This window comes from Alkalimonas cellulosilytica (assembly GCF_036325985.1).
Classification (GTDB): Bacteria; Pseudomonadota; Gammaproteobacteria; order Enterobacterales; family Alteromonadaceae; genus Alkalimonas; species Alkalimonas cellulosilytica.
Window position 1 is genome coordinate 1 of sequence record NZ_JAUHLI010000011.1, and the last position, 20,725, is coordinate 20,725.

Below are 20,725 nucleotides of genomic sequence, written 5' to 3' on the forward strand. Positions count from 1 at the left end.
TTGACAACGAACTCTTTGTTTGATCCAGCGCAGTATTTTCTTCACAAAGTTGATTGAAAATTGACCAGCAATCCCTATATTGCATGTGATACAACCTGTAACAGGAGGGCGTATGAACTGGCAAAAATTGAATCCGTGGAACTGGTTTCAGCATGAAGATGCCGAGCAGTCGTCGGTTCCGGTACAGCGAACTCAAACTGCGGAACCTTCGAATGCACCGCTGCATCCGATGCTGCAGTTTCATCAAGAGATGAACCGTTTGTTTGATGATGCCTTTAAACACTTTGGCACACCATCTTTGTTTGGCAGCAGTCCGCTACTGGGCGGCAACGACTGGTTTAAACCCAGTCTGGACTTATCCGCCAGCGATCAGAACTACTGCATCCGGCTGGAAGTACCCGGTTTGCAGGAGTCCGATCTGGCCATCGATCTGCAGGGTGATGTGCTGACCATCAAAGGCCAGATCAAGCAAGAGCAGGAAGACAAAGACCGGCACTTCTATCGCAGTGAACGCCGCTACGGCACCTTCCGCCGTACCCTGGCCCTGCCAGCCGATGCCGATAGCAACAGCATCGATGCCAGGCTAAAAGACGGCGTGCTGAGCATTACCATGGCGCGCAAAGAAGGCAGTGCTGATGGGGTAAAGCAAATTCCGATTAATCGGTAAACACCCATACAGAGACCGGCCTGTGTCTGGACGGTCTCTGTCTATTTTGTGTGGTCATAATGAAGCTGCAGTTGAGCTACACTGATAGACACAGTATGCTCAGTTTTTTACAGCAGTGGAGTGGTGCAATGTTAAATATCCAGATCGATAATCCGGTACTGGAAGCCGATTTAAAGCGGGCCTTTGGAGACAATCCGCAATCTGTTGCCCGGGCTTTTGCCGAGTTTGTACAGGCCAGAAAAATTAGTGACGATATCAAGGTGTCTGAGGCACAGTTAGCGCAAGGTCAGGGCATAGAGCTTGCCGATGTTTTTAACAATATCCGTGCCAAGTATGAATAAACGAACCTTGGTATTTTCTCCCAGGGCCATGGAGCGTCTGACTCAAATCGCAGACTACCTTTCTGAACAAGGCTTGCCCAATGCCTTTGTCATTGACTATCTGAATCAATTTGAGCTTTGGCTGCAAAAGGTACTGGTTCAGTTTCCAGACTCTGGAACCCCGATGCCAGAGCATGGCAAAAACATCCGGAAGATTTGCTATAAGCACTACAACTTTGTGTACCGTGTGACAAAGCAACACATTGAAATACTTACGGTGTATCGGGAAAACCTGCCTTAAAATCAGTTCTATCTCATGTCAGGCACCCTGCCTAATCCAAGCACTTGCATTTCCACCAGACTGCCGTAAAGTGGTTTTAGGAACACCAATGAGCAGCACAGGAGGTGGCATGCACAAATCCGAGCAGCAAAGCCGGTTGCGTTTTATCGAGTTTATCTTGTACTGGGAAGGAAAAATTCAAAACAAACAGTTGGTGGCGCAGTTTGGCGTCAGCCGCCAACAAGCCTGGCAGGACTTACAGCGCTACGCCGAACGGGTGCCAGCAAACCTGCAAGCACTGCAGCAAAACAAACCGTACCAGGCAGCCGCCAACCTGCAACCCACCTTGTTTACCCCCGACATCGATCATTATCTGCGCTGGGTGCAGCACCCCGCTTGTTTCGAGCAACCGGGCGAGGCTAAATCTAGCAACAGTGCCACCCTGCAGCTACCGCCCCGTCAGGTCAGTGCCGGCCTGATCCGTGTACTGGTGCAGGCGCTACGCGAACAGCAACGGGTTGAAGTGGATTATGTGTCCCTGACCAACCCAGACCGCGAAGGCCGCATTATCAGCCCGCATACCCTAATCAACACCGGCCTGCGCTGGCACCTGCGTGGCTGGTGCGAGAAGCACCGCGAGTACCGCGACTTTGTGCTCAGCCGTTTTCGTGGTGAAGCGGAGTTACTGGGCCCTGCCGAGAAAACCGGAGCTGACGATAGCGCCTGGCATACCGAAATCACCCTACAGCTGGTACCCGACCGCAGGCTCAGCCCCGAGCAACAAGCTGTGCTGGTGCACGACTACCAAATGCACAACGGCCAGTTGCAACTGACCACCCGCGCCGCACTGGCGCAATACCTGCTGCAGCAAATGCAGGTGAACGTAAAAACGCTGGACGCCATCCCCGAAGCCCAGCAGCTGGAGCTTGCCAACTTACATGACATAAAGCCCTGGCTATTCAGCTGATTTATCCGGTTTTTATCACAGAACCGTTAAGTCAGTTTACGTGGGTTTCTGTACAGTGGTTGTGTTGGTTGGGGGAGGGGGTAGAGTGAAGGAGACTAAAATAATGTGCTATGCGAGGAAGCTATGAGCCCTGAACAGCCTCTCTGGCAAGAAATTCTGGGTGGTGAAAGCAAAACTCTGGAGCTAAAAGGGCAGTTGCCCAAGGGAAACCAGCTTGCTAAAACCCTGATTGCCTTTGCCAACAGCAGTGGTGGCAAGTTGGTGTTGGGGGTGAATGATCAGCGACAGATTGCAGGTGTCCAGACCGACGAGTTCGAACTGATGGACCAGATTGCGTCCATTGCGCATGATCAATGCCATCCCAGTCTGATGCCCACTATTTATCTGGAAACCCTGCAGGGAAAAACGCTGGTGGTGATTCAGGTTTATCGGGGCAGTCAGCTGCCCTATCACCTCAGGGCCAAAGGTCGCGATGCAGGCACCTATATTCGTCTGGGTGCAACCAACCGTCAGGCCAGTCTGGAAATGATTCACGAGCTGGAGCGCCAGCGTCTGCACCAGAGCTTTGATGAACAAACTGCCTGGGACGCCTCACTACAGACGCTAGAACTGGCTCCGTTACAGCGGGCTTTTGAACAAGCGGGCAAGCCCTTAAGCACCGCCAGGATGCGTAGTTTGAAATTGATCCGAACCGAGCAGGGGCAGGATTATCCCAGCCATGGCCTGATGATCCTGTTGGGCCAGTACGAACAGGTGGAAATCAAGTGCAGTCGTTTTAAAGGCACCAACATGACAGTATTCCTGGATAAAAAGGAATACCGGGGTGATCTGTTTAGTCAACTGGAAGGCTCGGAAGCCTTCATCAAAAACCATCTGCATCTAAAGGCAGAAATCCATGGTCTGCAGCGTACCGAAACCTATGAAATTCCCATTCCGGCCATCCGGGAAGCGCTGGTCAATGCCGTGGTACACCGTGATTACAGCAACGCTGGACGGGACATCAAAGTGGGTATCTACGATGATATCGTCAACATCGTCTCCCCCGGTGGTTTGCCCAACGGCCTGACTTTGGGTGATGCACTGGCCGGGCGTTCGGAAATCCGCAACAAAGTCATCGCCCGGGTTTTTAGGGAGCTGGGCTACATCGAGCAATGGGGGAGTGGTATGGCCCGCATCCGCGATCTGTGCCAGCAGGCAGGTAGCGACGCCCCCACCTTCGCGGAAACTGGCGACTTTTTCGATATTGAGTTTCATCGTACGGAAGCTGCCGCAACGGGTGGCTCAATAGGTGGTGAAATAGGTGGTGAAATAGGTGGTGAAAAAGTAGTGCAAGCTAAACTCACCCATCGCCAGCAGGCTGTGTTGGCATTGATAGAGCAGAACCCACGCATGACCCATCAAGAGATGGCTGCTCAACTGGGTATTAACGCATCTGCGTTGCAAAAACACCTCAACAAATTGAAAGCAGCTGGTGCTATAGAGCGCATCGGCGGCACTCGTGGTTATTGGAAGGTAAATGTATGAGGAAGTCCATGCCGAAATCCGTCATTCAGGCTGCTGCCCGCAAAGCGCTGATAGCTGCTGATCCGGGCTACTACTCCTGGCCGGATGCTCAGCAGGAGCAGTTTCGCGCTACCATGGACAAACAGGTGCAAAACCGGGTGGACGCCGTGTTACTCAAAGCACTGCTCGGTATCGACTGCACGCCAGATAATGCCAACGCAATCTGGCGTGATCTGCCATTATCAAAGCTTAACCTGCTGAACTGGGCCAAGTTGCTGACGTGTGGTATTGGCGACTGCTATCTCTTTCTGAACGAGCCCATGGCCAAGAATACCAGTCTACTGGACTTTACCACCCTTTATGATTACGACTACAACGATCACCTGTTTCAGGAGCAAGCCAACAAAGCGCAATTGCCGGATTATCAGCCGCGTGACTACTACGCCTTTCGTTTTGCCCGCTGGGCGCGGCTGATTATTGACGGCGACTTTCATTACGCCACCCTGTATTCCCTAGCCGGTTATTTAACCGATGCAATAGACGATCAAGGCAGTGATCGGATCCAAAGCCTAATCCCGCATGAGTATGTTGACGGCAAAAACCATGGCAAGGCAGAGCAGGGTGGTTTTCTCTGGGACATCGAAGTTCAGGCCAATGGGTTGGAAGCACAGCTGGATGAACTCAAACACCGCTGGCATCACTACCAGCAACAGCGCTGGCTGGAACTCAGCCAGGCCCACTGTCAGCAAGCCCCGGTCATGTACTTCCAGCCGGTGGATCACTATGGCGATCCGCATCTCAACATTATTTTCAACAACGAAACAGCCCTGGAAAAAGTGCGCTGGCGTCACTTTCTGGCTGATTGCAAAGCCTTGCAAGGGAACCGCGCTGGGCTCGACGAGCTGGCCGCGCAGGAACTGGCAAAAGCCGAACAATGGTTGCAGCAAACCCACCAGGACATTATGGCTAACTTTGATCCCAAAGTGGTCAGGCTGAGGAAGAAGCGCAAAATCGTGATGGCGCCTGGGGCGTTGGATGATTTGTTGAAGGGGGATGAGGATGAATAAGTGCGGGAGTCATTTTGATGACATTGGATAAGAACAATCGCAAGCTCGGAGTGTTTGATACAGCCAGCACGGTTGTGGGGCTGCTAGATCAAGATTACATCTCATTGACCGATATGCTGAATGCTGAAGACAACGACTTTATTATTTCTGACTGGCTGAATAACCGCAATACGGTCGAGTTTCTGGGGATCTGGGAGTCTGTTCATAATCCAGATTTTAATGATAGCGAATTCGCCATCATTAAAAGTCAGGCGGGCTTGAACAGCTCCATAATTAGTGTGAAAGAATGGGTTGCCAAAACCGGCTCTATCGGCCTGATGACCAAGGCTGGCCGCAATGGCGGCACTTATGCCCATCCAGATCTTGCATTAGAATTCGCTAGCTGGTTAAGCCCAGTGTTTAAAATCTATTTTATGCAAGAGCTCCAACATCTGAAGAATGCTGAACAGCAGCAACTGGGCTGGGATACTCGCCGCTGCCTGGCAAAAATAAACTATTGGTTGCACACCGATGCTATCAAAGAGAATTTGATCCCACCGGAACTCAGCTCCCGGCACGTCAATCAGGTATACGCTATGGAGGCAGACGTTCTGAACATGGCGTTATTCGGTATGTCCGCCAAACAATGGTGCAACGCAAACTCGGATAAGCAAGGCAATATCCGCGATGACGCCAATATCTCCCAACTGGTTTGCCTGACCAATCTCGAAAATCTCAGTGCTGTTTTTATCAATGAAGGGCGCTCACAAAGCGAGCGGCTGACCCGGCTAAACCAAATTGCGATAACGCAGATGAACATTCTGGTGGCAGATCATCGGGCTGGGCGGTTAGAAAAAAGTGCGAAAAGTGATAGTTAATCTCTGGGCTGGTTAGGTTGGCTCGATAAGTCAATATTGGAGAATTAAGAATGCAATTCATAGCTCACCCAGCTAAAAATGGCTCTAATCATCAGAGCATTAAGACACATTTAACTGAAGTCAGTGAGTTGGCAGCAATCTATGCTGGAAAAATCGGGCATGGTAAAGCGGGAGCTTTGGTTGGTGTCTTGCACGATCTCGGTAAGTACAGCAAAGCATTCCAGGATTATATGCAGCTGATTATCCGTGAATTGGGCGCTAATTATGATCCTGATCTTGATGACGTTGATTCAAAAAGTCTAAAAGGCAAGATTGACCATTCATCCGCCGGTGCGCAGTGGGTTTTTCAAAATATACTTCCGATTGCGCTTAAAGCGTTTCCTGATAAAAACTCCACAGATCAACAGTTGTCTATTGCCGTAGTGCAAATTTTGGCTTTGTGCATTGCCTCTCACCACAGTGGTTTGATTGATAATTTGCCTTCAGAAAATGGTGCTGGTTTCCTTGCCAGAATAAAAAAAACAGATGAGCAAACTCATTTAAAGGAGTGTATCCAGGTTGCTGATACTGTAGTTATTAGTATGGTTGAAGCTATAGCAACAGCTGCATTTATTAACGATATGGTCAATAAACTTAAGCTGATAGTATCAAAGGATTTAGCAAATGGCAGTGATATCGTCGCTGCTTTCAATCTTGGCTTTTACACCAAGTTTTTGTTTAGCAGCCTGATTGACGCTGACAGGGTAAACAGTGCTGATTTTGAAAACCCAAATTATAGCCTGTACCGGCATTTAAAACCGGATTGGGCGTTAGCTTGTCAACGTATGGAAGCTTTTGTTACCACGTTGAAAGTCAGAAACACCGTAGACGATATACGCAAGCAAATCTCAGATAATTGCTTAAAACGCGCTGATGATGCGCAAGGTATCTACAGCCTTACAGTTCCTACTGGTGGCGGTAAAACCTATTCCAGCTTGCGTTTTGCTTTACACCACGCCAAAAAACATCAACTGGACCGGATTTTTTATATTATTCCATACACCTCAATTATTGAGCAAAACGCTGAGGCAATAAGAAGTGTATTGCAGCGTGATGATGATCCAAGACCATGGGTGTTAGAGCATCACTCAAATTTAGAGCCGGAGCAGCAAACCTGGCATAGCAAGTTGGTAAGTGAAAACTGGGACGCCCCTATCGTGCTCACCACTATGGTGCAGTTTTTGGAAACATTGCTAAGCGGTGGTACCCGTGGTGTCAGGCGGTTACATCAACTGGCCAACAGTGTGATTGTATTTGATGAGATCCAAACCCTGCCAATTAACTGCATTCATTTGTTTAATAACTCGCTTAATTTTCTGGCGGAGCATTGCAAGACAACGGCGGTGCTTTGCACCGCAACACAACCCTTGTTACATCAGGTCCAAAATGAACATAAAGGTAGGCTTAACCTGCCTGAAGGCAATGAACTTATGCCTGATATAGGCGAGTTGTTTCAGCAGCTCAAACGGGTAGAGATCCTGGACAAAACAACAGTCGCTGGCTGGTCTTTAGAAGAAATCACCGCGCTGGCGCTTGAGCAAATGCAGTTAAAGACAAGCTGCCTTATTATTGTAAATACCAAAAACTGGGCGCAGGCGCTGTTTAAATCTGCACACCAGACACAGCAAGTTGATACAGAAGCCTTAATCCATCTCAGTACTGCTCAGTGTCCTGCACATCGTAAGTTATTGCTTGCTAAGGTACGAAATCGTTTAGATGCCGGTTTGCCGGTACTGTGTTTTAGCACTCAACTAATTGAGGCTGGGGTCGATGTGGATTTTGCGTCAGTTATCCGTTTTCAGGCCGGGCTGGATTCTTTAGCGCAGGCCGCTGGTCGCTGCAATCGCAATGGTCGGCTGCACACAGCACAGGTTTATATCGTTAACCCAGACAAAGAAACCATTGATTTACTGCCAGACATCAAGGTAGGTCGTGATACCACAAAGCGGATATTTAACGAGTTTAAAGGTCAGGATTTCCTAAAACCGGAAGTCATGCAGCAGTATTTTCAGTATTACTTTTTTGATCGCAGTAAAGAAATGAGTTATCCGCTAAAAGCAACAGCTACAAATGGCGCTAATAATTTGCTTAACCTGCTAAGCGTCAATGCACGAAACCCTTATGGCAATACACCGCTGACTTTGCATCAGGCTTTTATGACAGCAGGTAAAGCCTTTAAAGCGATAGACGCACCCACACAATCACTAATAGTTCCGCATGGTGAAGGTAAAGCACTAATAACTGATCTTTGTGCTGTAAACAAAAAATTTGATGCGGCTAATTATTACAAATTGCTGCGTAGGTCACAGAAATACAGCGTTAATCTCTTTCCAAATGTCTGGGAAAAACTTCAGCAGCAGAAAGCTATTTACGAGATAGCTGATGGGGAGGGGGTCTACTACCTTGATGAGCGGTTTTACAGTGAAGATTTTGGCGTCTGCACAGAACCTTGTGCAGAGCAGCATAACTTTGTTTTCTAATTGAAAAGGACATAACAATGGCGACAAAACCAATGAAAAACAGCATTAGTTTTCGTCTGCGAGGGCGCTATGCATTATTCACCGATCCGATTACTAAAATAGGCGGTGAAAAATGCTCTTACCATCTGCCAACTTATGAGGCATTAAAGGGCGTTCTAAAATCGATTTACTGGAAGCCTACGCTAACCTGGTATGTCGACAGAGTAAGAGTGATTAAACCACTTCGCACCCAAACAAAAGGCACTAAGCCGTTGAACTGGGGCGGAGGCAATAGCCTAGCTATTTACACCTTTTTGCATGATGTTGAATATCAGGTTGAAGCGCATTTCGAGTGGAATGAGCACCGGCCAGAGCTTGAACAAGACAGAATTGACGGCAAGCATTTTAGTATTGCGACACGGATGCTGGAAAAAGGTGGGCGGCAGGATATCTTTTTGGGTACCCGTGATTGTCAGGCCTACGTTGAGCCATGTGAATTTGGAGAAGGTGCTGGTGCTTACGACGATATTGACGAGTTGGGCTTTGGTTTAATGTTTCACGGCTTTGACTACCCTGATGAAACCGGCGTTAATGAATTACATAGCCGGTTTTGGCACGCCACGATGAAACGCGGCATTGTTACTTTTCCCCGGCCGGAAGATTGCCAGATCAGGCGCTTTGTGCGCGAGATGCAGCCCAAGGAGTTTGTGCTTGATGTAAATCAACAGGCTGTAGATGAGCTGGAGGCAGCATTATGAGCTGGTTAGCACGTCTATATGAAACCTATGAGCAGGCGCAGCAGCTTTCGGCAGATTTACCGCAGGAACAGCAGTTAATGCCGGTTAGCCATACCCCGCAGAACGCTCATATTAATATTGTTATTGACGGCAATGGTGCTTTTCTCCGGGCTTCCGTACTGGAAAAAACACAATTGGTTTTACCAGCGACAGAGCAGTCAGCAGGCAGAGCAAGTGGGTTAGCACCACATGCTCTGGCAGACAAGATTCAGTATGTAGCAGGTGACTATGAGCAATTTGGTGGTTTAAAAAAGGCAGGGTTTGAGCTTTATTTTGAACAACTTAGCGGATGGTGCAATTCTGAATTCGTTTTACCCGCGATTAGTGCTATCCACAGGTATGTTGGTAAGCGAACTGTTGTTGCTGATCTGCTGCAACATGGCGTACTGCACGCCGAGAACGGTATTTTACTTACAAAGTGGCAATCTTCGGCAGAGGCACCTTTGTTATTCAAAGTTTTACCAAAGGAAGCAGGTTCATTGGATCAAGGCTCTGCATTGGTGTGCTGGACGGTTGAAATGCCTGGCATTGCACAATCAAAAACCTGGCTTGATCCGGCCATTCAGCAAAGCTGGATTAATTTTGACAGCTTAAATGGAGGTGAGCCGGGATTATGCCTGGTAAAAGGTGAGCAAACTGTTTTAGCATCAAATCATCCGGCGAAAATAAGGCACAGTGGCGATAAAGCCAAATTAATTTCTGCCAATGATAGCAGCGGCTTTACCTTTAGAGGCAAATTCACTGACAGCAGCCAGGCTGCGGCAGTTAGTTTTGATGTGACCCAAAAAGCACATAATGCATTGCGCTGGTTACTGGCACGGCAAAGCTTTCGCAATGGCGATCAAACCTATGTCAGTTGGGCAGTATCGGGCAAAACAATACCCAATCCATTCTCTGATCCCTGGGATCTATTAAATGCTGAAACCCTACCCGAAAAAGATCACTCGCTGGATCTAGGTCAAAGCTATGCGCTAAACCTGAAAAGTCATCTAAAAGGCACCGGTAAGGGTGAGCTGGAGCGCAACGAGAGCATTTGTATTTTAGGACTGGATTCTGCCACACCTGGCCGGATGGGAATTATCTATTACCGTGAAACGATAGCAGAAGAATTCTTAAGCTCGCTGGAGAAGTGGTACCGGGATTTTGCCTGGCCGCAGCGGCATAAACTAACGTCGAACGTTGCAGGTAAAAGCAAGCCCATAGAGAAAATCATTTGGTCTGCCAGTGCCCCTGCGCCTTATAAAATTTGGGATGCTGTTTATGGCGACGTTTTAAAAAGCACAGATTCACTGAAGAAGAACCTTACTGAGCGCCTGCTACCTTGCATTGTTGAAGGTCAGCCCCTGCCGATAGACATTGTTACCTATGCCATTAAAAGGGCAACTAATCGTTTAGCCTACAAAAGTGAAGATTCATGGAAGTGGGAGCAAAACCTCGGTATTGCCTGCGCGCTTTATAAAGGTTTTTGCAAACGCACACCTCATGTTAAATATCAAAAGGACTATGCCATGGCATTAGATGAAACCAGTACTTCGCGGGATTATTTATATGGCCGCTTACTAGCGGTAGCAGAAAATATTGAATCCTATGCACTTTACAAAGCGGGTGAAAAGCGCAACACCACGGCAGAGCGATTAATACAACGCTTTGCCGACAGACCATTTTCTACTTGGCGTAATTTAGAACTGGCATTAACGCCCTATATGCATCGTTTGCAGAATGTCAGCCCCGGCTTTTTAAAGTTACGAAAAGACCTGCTGGATAGCATTCAGTCGGCTTTCGATACAACAGAATTTAAATCAGATAAAGCGTTAAGCGGTGAGTTTTTACTGGGGTTTCACTGCCAGCGCTTAGTACTAAACAGTAAAAAAGACGCGGCAGACACCGCAGAATAAGGAAAACCACATGAGCTTACAAAATAAAATCGATTTCGCCATTATTTTCTCAGTAAAAAACGCTAATCCAAATGGCGACCCGTTAAATGGCAACCGCCCGCGCACAGACTATGATGGTTTTGGCGAAATTACCGACGTATGCTTAAAGCGCAAAACCCGCGATCGCTTACAAGATGCTGGCCAGGCTATTTTTGTTCAATCGGACGAGAAGAAAACCGATGGCTACCCAAGCCTGCGTGCCAGAGCTGAAGGCGTATTAGGCAAAGATGCACTTAATGCCAAGAAAACAAAACCAGAAGATGCTGCAAAGCTGGCCTGCGAAACCTGGTTTGATGTTCGTGCCTTTGGTCAGTTATTTGCCTTTAAAAGCGAGCAAAAAGACGGTGTATCCATTCCTATCCGTGGCCCTGTGAGTATCCATTCAGCTTTTAGTGTCGAGCCAGTAAGCATTACCAGTACGCAAATTACCAAGAGTGTTAGCGGTGATGGTGATGGCAGTAAAAAAGGTTCAGATACCATGGGCATGAAGCACCGGGTCGACCAGGCCGTTTATGTTGCTTATGGCGCTATGTCACCGCAGCTGGCAGAGAAAACCGGCTTTAGTGATGCTGATGCAGAGATTCTTAAATCGATCCTGCCAAAATTATTTGAAGGCGATGCATCCTCTGCCAGACCAGAGGGTTCTATGGCGGTCGAGAAGGTGATTTGGTGGCAGCACAATAGCAAGGCCGGTCAATACTCATCCGCAAAAGTACATAGAACCTTAAGTGTAAACCCTGACGGGAGTTACCAACTGAGCCTGTTGGATGGGCTTACGCCAGCAGAAATTGACGGCTTCTAAGCCCTTTGCACCAAAGCCTGCAAAAAGCAGGCTTTGGCCAGACTCTGGTTGTTATGGGCAGTAACTGTTTACTGATAACTCAGGTGCAAGTATGACCGAACCCAGGCTGATCCCAATTTCTGCATTACAGCATTATGCCTTTTGCCCACGCCAGTGTGCGCTCATTCATACCGAACAGGTGTGGGCAGATAACTTTTTGACGGCTCAAGGTAATGTATTGCATGAGCGGGTCGACAGTGGTGAGCCAGAAAGTCGGCGGGGTATACGCTATGAACGCGGTGTGCAGGTATCCGCACCAAAGATTGGCCTGGTTGGCAAACTCGACTTGGTTGAGCGGGAGCAGGCCACCGGCAAGCTGTTCCCTGTCGAGTACAAGCGCGGTAAGCCCAAACCAAGTGACTGGGATGAAATACAACTTTGTGCACAAGCACTGTGCTTAGAAGAAATGACTGGGCAGAATGTGCCAGAAGGCGCACTGTGGTATCACCAAACCCGTCACCGGCAAGTAATTACCTTTAGCGCTGAGTTACGACAGCGTACTTTGCAGGTAATAGCCGAAGTTGCTGCAATGCTGGCATCAGGCCAAACACCCAAAGCAGTTTATGGCAAGCATTGCCTGGCATGCAGCCTGTACGATTTGTGCAATCCTAAGTTGATGCAACAGGATACAAGTACTGCTTATACACAGCAGCTTTTCGCAACGGATACTGCCAATGAAGAAACTCCAGAATAGCCTTTACATCAGTACCCAAGGTGCTTACTTACACAAAGAACGGGAAACCCTGGTGATCGACATTAATAAACAAAAAGCGGCGCAATTCCCTATCCATGGGATTGGCGCTATTTTTTGCTTTGGCAACGTCATGGTGTCGCCCCAAGTGATGGGCTTTTGTGGTGAGCGTAGCGTCAATTTGGCCTTTTTCACCGAGTACGGCCGTTTTCTTGCCAGGGTGCAGGGCAAGCAAAGTGGCAATGTGCTGTTACGGCGCGAGCAATACCGCCGAACCGATTCCGATCCGGTCAGTATCGCCAGAAACATTGTGGCCGCCAAAATTCAGATGCAAAAGCAGGTATTGCAGCGGCAACAGCGCAATCATGGTGCTTCAGCCGCACTTTCCGAGCAAGTCGCTGCGCTAAACTACATTTTAACGAAGCTTCAGCACTGCACCGATTTAGACGCAATTCGCGGCTTTGAAGGCGATGCCGCTTCGCGTTACTTCTCTGTTTTCGAAAATCTCTTTACCAATCAGGAAACTGGTTTCACGTTTTCTGGCCGTATCCGGCGTCCACCAACCGATCCTGTGAATGCCTTGCTGTCATTCTTATATTCAGTGTTGGGCAATGATGTAAGTGCGGCTTTGCAAGGGGTAGGGCTTGATCCGCAGGTTGGCTTCCTTCATCGGGAGCGGCCAGGCAGAGACAGCCTGGCGCTGGACTTATTGGAAGAGTTTCGTGCATTTATCGCTGACCGGCTGGTGCTCACCTTAATTAACCGGCAGCAAATAAAAGCATCCGACTTTGTGCATGAAATTGGCGGTGCTGTGAAGCTGAAAGATGATGCCCGTAAACTGGTATTGCAGGAGTATCAGCGTCGTAAGCAACAAAGTATCCGCCACCAGTTTATTGGTGAGGAGGTCGAGATTGGTTTGTTGCCTCATATTCAAGCCATGTTGCTGGCGCGTCACTTACGAGGTGATCTTGCGGAATATCCGGCATTTTTCAGCAAATAAAAGGGAAGCCAGCCTATGATGGTGTTAATTACCTACGATGTTTCTTTTGATTCAGACGATGGCAAAAAGCGACTCAGACAATTGGCGAAGCTGTGCCTGGATTACGGTACCAGGGTGCAATACTCGGTGTTCGAATGCGATATTGATCCTGCACAATGGGTGCAATTTAAGGCAAAGTTATTGGCAACCTTTGATCCAGACGTCGACAGCCTTCGATTCTATATGTTGGGGAAGGGATGGCGGAAAAAGGTAGAGCACCATGGTGCAAAGCCAGCACTGGACTTGTTTGCTGATACTCTCATTATTTAACCGCTAACCCAGAGTGCTCTTTAAAAGCCCAGCAGATTAGCGGCATATCCAAGTCATTGATAGTATTTAATATTGGCTGGGGATGCCGTTTCCAGTTACTTTCGGTTGTAGTTTTTCGCGACGTTAGCGCTTACTCGCTATTCGCGGTAGACTAATCATGCCTTTGCAAAAAGGCGGTCGCACCCTTCGCGGGTGCGTGGATTGAAACCTGTTGACGCTGTTATTATGCGCAAGGATGCAAAGTCGCACCCTTCGCGGGTGCGTGGATTGAAACTCATGCGACAGGATTAGAGACTACGATGGCTATGGTCGCACCCTTCGCGGGTGCGTGGATTGAAACTAACGTTTACTTTGCCCAGGGATACCGCGGATAAGTCGCACCCTTCGCGGGTGCGTGGATTGAAACGCCGCCCCGACTTCCAGTTAGAAGGTATTGCTGCGTCGCACCCTTCGCGGGTGCGTGGATTGAAACTCGCATTTTTGCTATCCAGTCTGATTCTATTTCGTCGCACCCTTCGCGGGTGCGTGGATTGAAACCATGAGAACCATATTTGAGAGCCTGGCGCACGAAGTCGCACCCTTCGCGGGTGCGTGGATTGAAACGTGTAGATGGCTCTTGCGGCGCATTAACGACACAAGTCGCACCCTTCGCGGGTGCGTGGATTGAAACACATGAGCCGCGAAGATGCGTGGCTTGCCACAATGTCGCACCCTTCGCGGGTGCGTGGATTGAAACCGGCGTGTTAAGCTCAAAGGATATCTGCGCTGGCGTCGCACCCTTCGCGGGTGCGTGGATTGAAACAGTAACGCCGCAAGTCGAGGCTGCTATTGCCAGCGTCGCACCCTTCGCGGGTGCGTGGATTGAAACCCTAACCGCCTTGATGATTTTGAGCGGGACGAGTAGGTCGCACCCTTCGCGGGTGCGTGGATTGAAACGTGCAGGGTCTTTTTCTGGTGGTGGTAGTGCAATGTCGCACCCTTCGCGGGTGCGTGGATTGAAACTCTAACGCACCTAAATCTGGACCTATATTAGCTTGTCGCACCCTTCGCGGGTGCGTGGATTGAAACAACAACACCATGCGACACTAAATAATTTGGTCTGGTCGCACCCTTCGCGGGTGCGTGGATTGAAACAGAATCCCCTATTCTCAGATTACAGATAAGACAAGTCGCACCCTTCGCGGGTGCGTGGATTGAAACAGCTTATCAGCGCATTAGCCCCGACCACGCGCCCGTCGCACCCTTCGCGGGTGCGTGGATTGAAACTCATTCTCAATGGTACGTCTACGGTGAACAAGTGGTCGCACCCTTCGCGGGTGCGTGGATTGAAACCACAGCATCCTGATTGGTCTAGTCTAACGGAGTCGCACCCTTCGCGGGTGCGTGGATTGAAACTAAACTTCCGCAACATTGGCGTTAGTTCATTTGAGTCGCACCCTTCGCGGGTGCGTGGATTGAAACACGCTATAACGCTGTGACCATCCGGTTCCCAAACCGTCGCACCCTTCGCGGGTGCGTGGATTGAAACTGCTATAAACACCGATTGGAAAGCTATTGGTGCTGTCGCACCCTTCGCGGGTGCGTGGATTGAAACAGCTTATCCAGCGCCAGGCTCGGCAGCTCAGGCCGTCGCACCCTTCGCGGGTGCGTGGATTGAAACCCCGACGCCGTTGTGCTTGATAAAGACCCCGAGTCGCACCCTTCGCGGGTGCGTGGATTGAAACCCGTCCAACTTGGCCCGACTTCCAACGGTCGGGAGGTCGCACCCTTCGCGGGTGCGTGGATTGAAACAACCTTATCATTTAACGTGGTTTGTAAGTTAGGTAGTCGCACCCTTCGCGGGTGCGTGGATTGAAACGAGCTGCCAAAAGCCGTAGCCGAAGAAATGCAAAGTCGCACCCTTCGCGGGTGCGTGGATTGAAACAAAGCTTTACATCGAAAACACCACCGCAGAGCAGGTCGCACCCTTCGCGGGTGCGTGGATTGAAACAGACTGGGTTCCTGATGGATCCTGATTTGGAGTGGTCGCACCCTTCGCGGGTGCGTGGATTGAAACTAAGGGGGCGTTATGTACGTACCTACAGCAGTACGTCGCACCCTTCGCGGGTGCGTGGATTGAAACGATCAAAGGCCGCGCGTTGATGCGCTTTCGGCTTGTCGCACCCTTCGCGGGTGCGTGGATTGAAACATAGGTTCCTAATGCCATATCCCACTTCACTATTGTCGCACCCTTCGCGGGTGCGTGGATTGAAACACGCATTATAAAAATGATTTTTATGTGCAAGACCGGTCGCACCCTTCGCGGGTGCGTGGATTGAAACGTCTTTTCTGGCTTTGCCCAGGCGCGGAGCCACGTCGCACCCTTCGCGGGTGCGTGGATTGAAACAGGGCGGCCAGCTCCGTTTCATAACTTCTACGGGGTCGCACCCTTCGCGGGTGCGTGGATTGAAACTCCGGTATCGCCAAAGGTGACATACACGACAATCGTCGCACCCTTCGCGGGTGCGTGGATTGAAACAGTGCAGAACCCGCTTGCGCGAAGTTGCCTTTCAGTCGCACCCTTCGCGGGTGCGTGGATTGAAACAGGAGGTGTTATGATTTCGGTGACGCCACAGGTCGGTCGCACCCTTCGCGGGTGCGTGGATTGAAACAGGCTCTGGCAACTCGCATTCATCGACCCAAAACGTCGCACCCTTCGCGGGTGCGTGGATTGAAACGGTGGGCTACACAGTTGATTACGCTGCAGCGCTAGTCGCACCCTTCGCGGGTGCGTGGATTGAAACGACCAACAAACGGCAATCCAAGTCCAACCACCGCGTCGCACCCTTCGCGGGTGCGTGGATTGAAACCCTTGCAATAGTTTCGTCCATGTCGTCAAGGATGTCGCACCCTTCGCGGGTGCGTGGATTGAAACGTGAAACCATGGAACACACTGCAGGCGCAGGGCGTCGCACCCTTCGCGGGTGCGTGGATTGAAACAGGGTATTTAGGGAAATACTTTGCATCGGCGTTGTCGCACCCTTCGCGGGTGCGTGGATTGAAACCTCAAACCTTACCTGAAGCATTGCGGCTACCTCTCCAGATTTCCATCCCGCCTACATGTTGAATGTAGCATGGCGCAATGCTGCTCAAGTCTAAGCTTTGTTGAGTGGTACGGTGTACTTCGCTAGGAAGTCATCAAAATGATCGGCGATCTTTGTTACTGCATCCTCACTTCCATCTTCCTCGCTTGGAAATACCAAAACCACTGGTGGATCGTCGGGTTTAAAGCGGTAATCCAAACAGTAGCGGACTCCTCCGCCGTTGTCAGCGAACTGCAAAAGCCTATCTCCGTATCCCCAAGCTTCCAGTTCGCTGACATTGACCTTATGCCCTGCATCACTGTCTAGAAATACATGGTTGAAACAACGGAACCCCGGTTGATATCCGGATTTCAACCTAACTCTCAGGTTCATTGGGCTCCAGCCAGCCCCAACTAGAAGTAACTGCCTGTAGGTAAAAGGAAAGCTCACTTTTAAGATTGCCTCCGCGGCGTTAATATCAGCCTCCGAAGGAAGATCTTCGTAAAGGTACTCTTCAAGTTGCAGGTTTTTGAAAGTAGTATAATTCATGGACGACCTCCTCCCCATATTTCCATTCCACCTACGTGCTGGAAGCGACCATGCAGGTCAGCAGAAACCAATTGCATCTTCCCAGCATCTTGGTGATGGTGCCAGGTTAAATCGGGTGGGCTTGTAGTCTTAGCTGGTGTTGCACTACCGTAGTAAAGTGATGCTTCATTCGAATTGAAGCATCACTTTTGTTCAATTATCTAGCGCACTATATGGTTTAAACTTTAAGCAGCCATCGCCATGCTAATAGGCAAGTTACGGATAGCTTCGGTTCGGTTCAAATCATACTCATTTAGCCTCACGCTGTAGCAATTACCCCGGCACATCCAAAATCCGCAGCGCCATTTGCAGATGCTCGGCGCAGTGCACACCGAGATCGGTAAGGTAGCCGCCGTCTGGCTGGGTCAGCAAGCCTTTGTGGTGCAATCGGGCGATGGCGGCTTTGGTGGCTTCGTCGGCGTCTTTGTGGACTTTCAGGCCTTCGCGCACACTGTCGAGGTTGTACAGGTTCAGAATACGGATTTCGGCATTGAGTTCGGGGGTAATAGGCATAGCGCTTCCTTGGTTCTTATTCTTCTCCAACCTTAGTTGGTTTTGCTGGTTTTACCATGCCGAAATGAAAAAATTTAGCGTTTTGCCGACAGTGCCTGCCCCAGGCTTACGAAGTAGCGAAACCAGTGTGTGCTGAGTGATCGCAGTAGCTCTGCATCCGGATAGGCGCCGGCTTTGGCCAGCTCGCTCTGGCGGGTACCGCTGACCAGAAAGTGGTTCTTCAGTGGTTGGGCTTGCAGCATGGCCTCAAAAGCGCGGGCGCACAGCTCCTCTGGTTGCGACAGATACAGCTGATTACGGGCGCGATCCAGGGAAGCGCAGTGCACAAACCAGCTGCTGGGCTGGCTGCCATCTGGGGATAGCAGCAAGGTTTTAAAACCATCCAACAGCAATTGGTTTAATGGGTGGGGCTTGATGCGCTGTGCGTGCAAAAAGCAGCGGCTGGCAAAGTCTTGATTGCCGGCACCCACGAAAACCTTACCGGCGATGTAATGATCAAAGGCAGGCCATTCATGCGCCAGGCTACCGGCACCGGCGTTTTTCGCCAGGGCTAAAATACGGCCTCGTGGTTGGTAATGAGCGCAGACACCGGGCTGACCGCCAATGCCAAAGGTCAGTGTGAGGGTTTGGTTCAGCGACAGCACCTGCTCGGGTACCTGCAGTAGCTGCTGCAAATCGCACAGCGCATCAAAAAACAGGTTGGCAGCACGCTGCTGTTCTTCAGCCGTCACCCAGCGACCGATGCGAATACCACGAAAGCCAAACAACTTGACGATATCGGTGAAGCTGACGTCGGCCCCGGCCCGGTGATTGGGGCCATTGCGGTAAAAAGACTGGTCCAGTCGCTGCATCGGTTATGGTTGCCAGCTGTGCGCTTGCAGCAATGCCAGAGGGATCTTGCTCAGTGCTTCCTGATGGCAACTGGCAAGCATTAAAGGCGGTGCCACACCGGCATCCTTCGCTTCCAGCCAACGGCTGACACACAGGCACCAACGATCACCGGCTTTTAAACCAGGGAACTGAAACAAGACTCTGGGGGTGATGAGATCATTGCCCTGCTGCAGGCTGAAATCCAAAAACGCCTGGGTCACTTCGGCACACAATAAATGTTGCCCTCTGTCCTGCGCAGCATGGTGGCAAAAACCATCGCGGGAAAAGCCGGTGGCAGGTTCGAAGCAGCAGGCTTCAAGGGGTTGGCCGAATACGTTAAGAGCATTAGAGGTCATGCTGGTTACTCTGATTGACTTTCGATGCTGTGGAGTATGCATGCGTGCATCGAAGCGATCACTTTGCGTATCGATTAGCTATACTGAAAAACACGGCCGCGATGTGAGAATAACCTATGCTTCATGATGCAGCGCTAAAGGTTCTTGGGCAAACAACCAGTTTAGTCGAAAAGTTGCAGCACATACATGACTATTTAAAGCGCCATCATCCCTTTATTTCCCGGATTGCCATTGCCTTGTACGATCACAGTACCGACATGGTGCGCACCTTTATTTACAGTGGCGAAAAAACGCCTCTGAATCATTACCATGCCAGGCTATCGAGCTGCTATTCGCTGCAGCAGCTGGCCGAGCAGCGAAAAGCCAGGCTGGAGCAAGACTTATCGGTTTTTAACGGCAGCCAGCATCTGCATGCGCAGCGAATATACGCGGCTGGCTTTCGGGGCAGTTACACCATTCCAATGATTTGGGGCAATGAGTTGCTGGGTTTTTTATTTTTTAACAGCCAGCAAATCAACGCCTTTGATGATTTTTCCATTGAAAACATGGATGTGGCAGGCCATTTGGTCACGCTGATGCTCTACAACGAGCGGGCGCAGATAAAAACCTTATCCGCTACTCTAAAATCTGCCCTGGATTTAACCCACAGCCGTGATCCGGAGACTGGGGCTCATCTGGAGCGAATGTCGCGTTACGCCCGTCTGATTGCAAGGCATTGTGCGGATGCATTTCATTTGGACGATCACTTTATTGAGCATGTTTTTTTGTTTGCGCCTTTGCATGATCTGGGAAAAATGGCGATTCCGGATAAGGTGTTGCTTAAGCCTGGCCCTTTGACCGAAGAGGAGTTCAACGTGATGAAAACGCACTCTGAAGCTGGCCTGGCGATGGTGGATAAACTGATGGAGAACTACGGCCTGTCCGGGTTAAGCCATTTGAGTGTGCTGCGCAATATTGTGATGCATCATCATGAAGCCATGGATGGTAGCGGCTACCCCAGTGGCTTACAAGGCGATGCCATTCCGATAGAAGCACGTATTGTGACCGTAGCGGATGTGTTTGATGCGCTCACCAGCCGACGGCCTTACAAAGAAGCCTGGACAAACCAGCAAGCATTTGAACACCTGCAGCGTTTGTCCGGCTCCAAGCTCGATGGGCGCTGTGTGCAGGCCCTTTTGGACAACGCTGCGGAAGTGACGCAGATCCAGGCGAGTTTCAACGACAATGTGTTTGGTTAAGGCAGCTTAGCAGCGCACCGACACCACCGAGTTTTCCACGCCAAGTGGCGTGGGCCGGTAGCCATCGGCCTGCCAGTCGTTGTCGTAATGCTCGTTGCCGGCCTCATCCAGCAGGCAATAACGGAATTCAAAGTCGTCCTGCTGATCGGTCGGCAGTTCCAGTACGGTTTTGAAACTGCCATTTTTAAGTCGTTTCAGTGGCTCTTTTTGCCAACCCTGGGCTTCGCACAGCAAGTAAGCACTGCTGGCTTCTTTAGCGGCTTCGGCCGGGATCTCAAAAGTCACTTTCACCACAGGGCGGCTTTTCAGAAATTGTTTCTTCAATGGCATCGGGAGCTCCTTGGTGCAACAGTTCATCAGGCCCTGC

20 protein-coding genes, 1 pseudogene and 1 CRISPR repeat array are annotated in these 20,725 nt (G+C 50.0%); of the genes and pseudogenes, 15 read left to right on the top strand and 6 right to left on the bottom strand.

Annotated features, from left to right (window positions below):
• Window positions 1-112 precede the first annotated feature (112 nt).
• The 14 genes from QWY20_RS11710 (at window position 113) to cas2 (ending at window position 13,731) form a co-directional block, all read left to right on the top strand.
• Window positions 113-667, top strand: coding sequence for an Hsp20/alpha crystallin family protein (locus QWY20_RS11710; protein ID WP_330129195.1), 555 nt, complete (start codon window positions 113-115; stop codon window positions 665-667).
• Window positions 668-795: 128 nt separating this feature from the next.
• Complete coding sequence (locus QWY20_RS11715; protein ID WP_330129196.1) at window positions 796-1,008, top strand: hypothetical protein; 213 nt, start codon at window positions 796-798, stop codon at window positions 1,006-1,008.
• Window positions 1,001-1,288 (top strand): type II toxin-antitoxin system RelE/ParE family toxin, encoded by a 288-nt coding sequence (locus QWY20_RS11720; RefSeq protein WP_330129197.1) that lies wholly within the window; start codon window positions 1,001-1,003, stop codon window positions 1,286-1,288. Before QWY20_RS11715 ends, QWY20_RS11720 begins: the two co-directional genes overlap by 8 nt.
• An 88-nt stretch (window positions 1,289-1,376) precedes the next feature.
• Complete coding sequence (locus QWY20_RS11725) at window positions 1,377-2,234, top strand: helix-turn-helix transcriptional regulator (protein WP_330129198.1); 858 nt, start codon at window positions 1,377-1,379, stop codon at window positions 2,232-2,234.
• A gap of 123 nt (window positions 2,235-2,357) precedes the next feature.
• The gene (locus QWY20_RS11730; protein WP_330129199.1) at window positions 2,358-3,758 is read left to right on the top strand and encodes a helix-turn-helix domain-containing protein; all 1,401 of its coding nucleotides are present in this window, start codon (window positions 2,358-2,360) and stop codon (window positions 3,756-3,758) included.
• Between the two features lie 8 nt (window positions 3,759-3,766).
• A complete protein-coding gene (locus QWY20_RS11735) occupies window positions 3,767-4,804 on the top strand; it encodes a hypothetical protein (protein WP_330129200.1) in 1,038 nt (345 codons plus the stop codon).
• A 17-nt stretch (window positions 4,805-4,821) separates the two neighbouring features.
• Window positions 4,822-5,661, top strand: a complete 840-nt coding sequence (locus QWY20_RS11740; protein ID WP_330129340.1) for a KilA-N domain-containing protein — start codon at window positions 4,822-4,824, stop codon at window positions 5,659-5,661.
• 50 nt (window positions 5,662-5,711) lie between these two features.
• On the top strand, window positions 5,712-8,180 hold the full coding sequence (cas3, locus tag QWY20_RS11745; RefSeq protein WP_330129201.1) for a CRISPR-associated helicase Cas3': 2,469 nt from the start codon (window positions 5,712-5,714) through the stop codon (window positions 8,178-8,180).
• Window positions 8,181-8,212: 32 nt separating this feature from the next.
• A complete protein-coding gene (gene cas5c, locus QWY20_RS11750; RefSeq protein WP_330129341.1) occupies window positions 8,213-8,917 on the top strand; it encodes a type I-C CRISPR-associated protein Cas5c in 705 nt (234 codons plus the stop codon).
• On the top strand, window positions 8,914-10,851 hold the full coding sequence (cas8c, locus tag QWY20_RS11755) for a type I-C CRISPR-associated protein Cas8c/Csd1 (RefSeq protein WP_330129202.1): 1,938 nt from the start codon (window positions 8,914-8,916) through the stop codon (window positions 10,849-10,851). Before cas5c ends, cas8c begins: the two co-directional genes overlap by 4 nt.
• 10 nt (window positions 10,852-10,861) lie before the next feature.
• Window positions 10,862-11,692, top strand: coding sequence for a type I-C CRISPR-associated protein Cas7/Csd2 (gene cas7c, locus QWY20_RS11760; protein ID WP_330129203.1), 831 nt, complete (start codon window positions 10,862-10,864; stop codon window positions 11,690-11,692).
• 91 nt (window positions 11,693-11,783) lie between these two features.
• On the top strand, window positions 11,784-12,425 hold the full coding sequence (cas4, locus tag QWY20_RS11765; protein ID WP_330129204.1) for a CRISPR-associated protein Cas4: 642 nt from the start codon (window positions 11,784-11,786) through the stop codon (window positions 12,423-12,425).
• Window positions 12,406-13,422, top strand: a complete 1,017-nt coding sequence (gene cas1c / locus QWY20_RS11770; protein ID WP_330129205.1) for a type I-C CRISPR-associated endonuclease Cas1c — start codon at window positions 12,406-12,408, stop codon at window positions 13,420-13,422. Before cas4 ends, cas1c begins: the two co-directional genes overlap by 20 nt.
• Before the next feature lie 15 nt (window positions 13,423-13,437).
• On the top strand, window positions 13,438-13,731 hold the full coding sequence (gene cas2 / locus QWY20_RS11775) for a CRISPR-associated endonuclease Cas2 (RefSeq protein WP_330129206.1): 294 nt from the start codon (window positions 13,438-13,440) through the stop codon (window positions 13,729-13,731).
• 176 nt (window positions 13,732-13,907) lie between these two features.
• A CRISPR array of direct repeats spans window positions 13,908-16,775; the repeat unit is 32 nt; unit sequence GTCGCACCCTTCGCGGGTGCGTGGATTGAAAC.
• Window positions 16,776-16,865: 90 nt separating this feature from the next.
• On the opposite strand, the gene QWY20_RS11780 is transcribed toward cas2, so the two are convergent.
• The 5 genes and pseudogenes from QWY20_RS11780 to QWY20_RS11800 all read right to left on the bottom strand — a co-directional run bounded on the left by QWY20_RS11780 (window position 16,866) and on the right by QWY20_RS11800 (window position 19,120).
• Window positions 16,866-17,342, bottom strand: a complete 477-nt coding sequence (locus QWY20_RS11780) for an SMI1/KNR4 family protein (protein ID WP_330129207.1) — start codon at window positions 17,340-17,342, stop codon at window positions 16,866-16,868.
• Window positions 17,339-17,464: pseudogene (locus QWY20_RS11785) on the bottom strand (HNH endonuclease); the annotation flags it as partial. The pseudogene QWY20_RS11785 and the gene QWY20_RS11780, both read right to left, overlap by 4 nt.
• Window positions 17,465-17,654: 190 nt before the next feature.
• Entirely contained in the window at window positions 17,655-17,894 is a 240-nt protein-coding gene (locus QWY20_RS11790) for a TIGR02647 family protein (RefSeq protein WP_330129208.1), read from the bottom strand.
• 74 nt (window positions 17,895-17,968) lie between these two features.
• Window positions 17,969-18,745 (bottom strand): CLCA_X family protein, encoded by a 777-nt coding sequence (locus tag QWY20_RS11795; protein WP_330129209.1) that lies wholly within the window; start codon window positions 18,743-18,745, stop codon window positions 17,969-17,971.
• Window positions 18,746-18,748: 3 nt separating this feature from the next.
• Window positions 18,749-19,120, bottom strand: a complete 372-nt coding sequence (locus tag QWY20_RS11800; RefSeq protein ID WP_330129210.1) for a DUF2237 family protein — start codon at window positions 19,118-19,120, stop codon at window positions 18,749-18,751.
• A 116-nt stretch (window positions 19,121-19,236) separates the two neighbouring features.
• On the opposite strand from QWY20_RS11800, the gene QWY20_RS11805 reads away from it, so the two are divergent.
• Window positions 19,237-20,358 (top strand): HD domain-containing phosphohydrolase, encoded by a 1,122-nt coding sequence (locus tag QWY20_RS11805; protein WP_330129211.1) that lies wholly within the window; start codon window positions 19,237-19,239, stop codon window positions 20,356-20,358.
• 6 nt (window positions 20,359-20,364) lie between these two features.
• Here the strand turns inward: QWY20_RS11805 and QWY20_RS11810 are convergent, their stop codons facing one another.
• Window positions 20,365-20,688 carry an isoamylase early set domain-containing protein gene (locus tag QWY20_RS11810; protein ID WP_330129212.1) on the bottom strand — a complete coding sequence of 108 codons (324 nt, stop codon included), beginning with the start codon at window positions 20,686-20,688 and terminating at the stop codon, window positions 20,365-20,367.
• Window positions 20,689-20,725: the final 37 nt, after the last annotated feature.

What these genes read in the sequence shown, in the direction of transcription:
- QWY20_RS11740 (WP_330129340.1), top strand. Translation starts at nt 4,822, where the DNA reads ATGACATTGGATAAGAACAATCGCAAGCTCGGAGTGTTTGATACAGCC.
- QWY20_RS11730 (WP_330129199.1), top strand. Translation starts at nt 2,358, where the DNA reads ATGAGCCCTGAACAGCCTCTCTGGCAAGAAATTCTGGGTGGTGAAAGC.
- QWY20_RS11710 (WP_330129195.1), top strand. Translation starts at nt 113, where the DNA reads ATGAACTGGCAAAAATTGAATCCGTGGAACTGGTTTCAGCATGAAGAT.
- cas7c (WP_330129203.1), top strand. Translation starts at nt 10,862, where the DNA reads ATGAGCTTACAAAATAAAATCGATTTCGCCATTATTTTCTCAGTAAAA.
- QWY20_RS11725 (WP_330129198.1), top strand. Translation starts at nt 1,377, where the DNA reads ATGAGCAGCACAGGAGGTGGCATGCACAAATCCGAGCAGCAAAGCCGG.
- QWY20_RS11805 (WP_330129211.1), top strand. Translation starts at nt 19,237, where the DNA reads ATGCTTCATGATGCAGCGCTAAAGGTTCTTGGGCAAACAACCAGTTTA.
- cas8c (WP_330129202.1), top strand. Translation starts at nt 8,914, where the DNA reads ATGAGCTGGTTAGCACGTCTATATGAAACCTATGAGCAGGCGCAGCAG.
- cas5c (WP_330129341.1), top strand. Translation starts at nt 8,213, where the DNA reads ATGAAAAACAGCATTAGTTTTCGTCTGCGAGGGCGCTATGCATTATTC.
- cas2 (WP_330129206.1), top strand. Translation starts at nt 13,438, where the DNA reads ATGATGGTGTTAATTACCTACGATGTTTCTTTTGATTCAGACGATGGC.
- QWY20_RS11790 (WP_330129208.1), bottom strand. Translation starts at nt 17,894, where the DNA reads ATGCCTATTACCCCCGAACTCAATGCCGAAATCCGTATTCTGAACCTG.
- QWY20_RS11795 (WP_330129209.1), bottom strand. Translation starts at nt 18,745, where the DNA reads ATGCAGCGACTGGACCAGTCTTTTTACCGCAATGGCCCCAATCACCGG.
- QWY20_RS11800 (WP_330129210.1), bottom strand. Translation starts at nt 19,120, where the DNA reads ATGACCTCTAATGCTCTTAACGTATTCGGCCAACCCCTTGAAGCCTGC.
- QWY20_RS11715 (WP_330129196.1), top strand. Translation starts at nt 796, where the DNA reads ATGTTAAATATCCAGATCGATAATCCGGTACTGGAAGCCGATTTAAAG.
- QWY20_RS11735 (WP_330129200.1), top strand. Translation starts at nt 3,767, where the DNA reads ATGCCGAAATCCGTCATTCAGGCTGCTGCCCGCAAAGCGCTGATAGCT.
- cas4 (WP_330129204.1), top strand. Translation starts at nt 11,784, where the DNA reads ATGACCGAACCCAGGCTGATCCCAATTTCTGCATTACAGCATTATGCC.
- cas3 (WP_330129201.1), top strand. Translation starts at nt 5,712, where the DNA reads ATGCAATTCATAGCTCACCCAGCTAAAAATGGCTCTAATCATCAGAGC.
- QWY20_RS11810 (WP_330129212.1), bottom strand. Translation starts at nt 20,688, where the DNA reads ATGCCATTGAAGAAACAATTTCTGAAAAGCCGCCCTGTGGTGAAAGTG.
- cas1c (WP_330129205.1), top strand. Translation starts at nt 12,406, where the DNA reads ATGAAGAAACTCCAGAATAGCCTTTACATCAGTACCCAAGGTGCTTAC.
- QWY20_RS11780 (WP_330129207.1), bottom strand. Translation starts at nt 17,342, where the DNA reads ATGAATTATACTACTTTCAAAAACCTGCAACTTGAAGAGTACCTTTAC.
- QWY20_RS11720 (WP_330129197.1), top strand. Translation starts at nt 1,001, where the DNA reads ATGAATAAACGAACCTTGGTATTTTCTCCCAGGGCCATGGAGCGTCTG.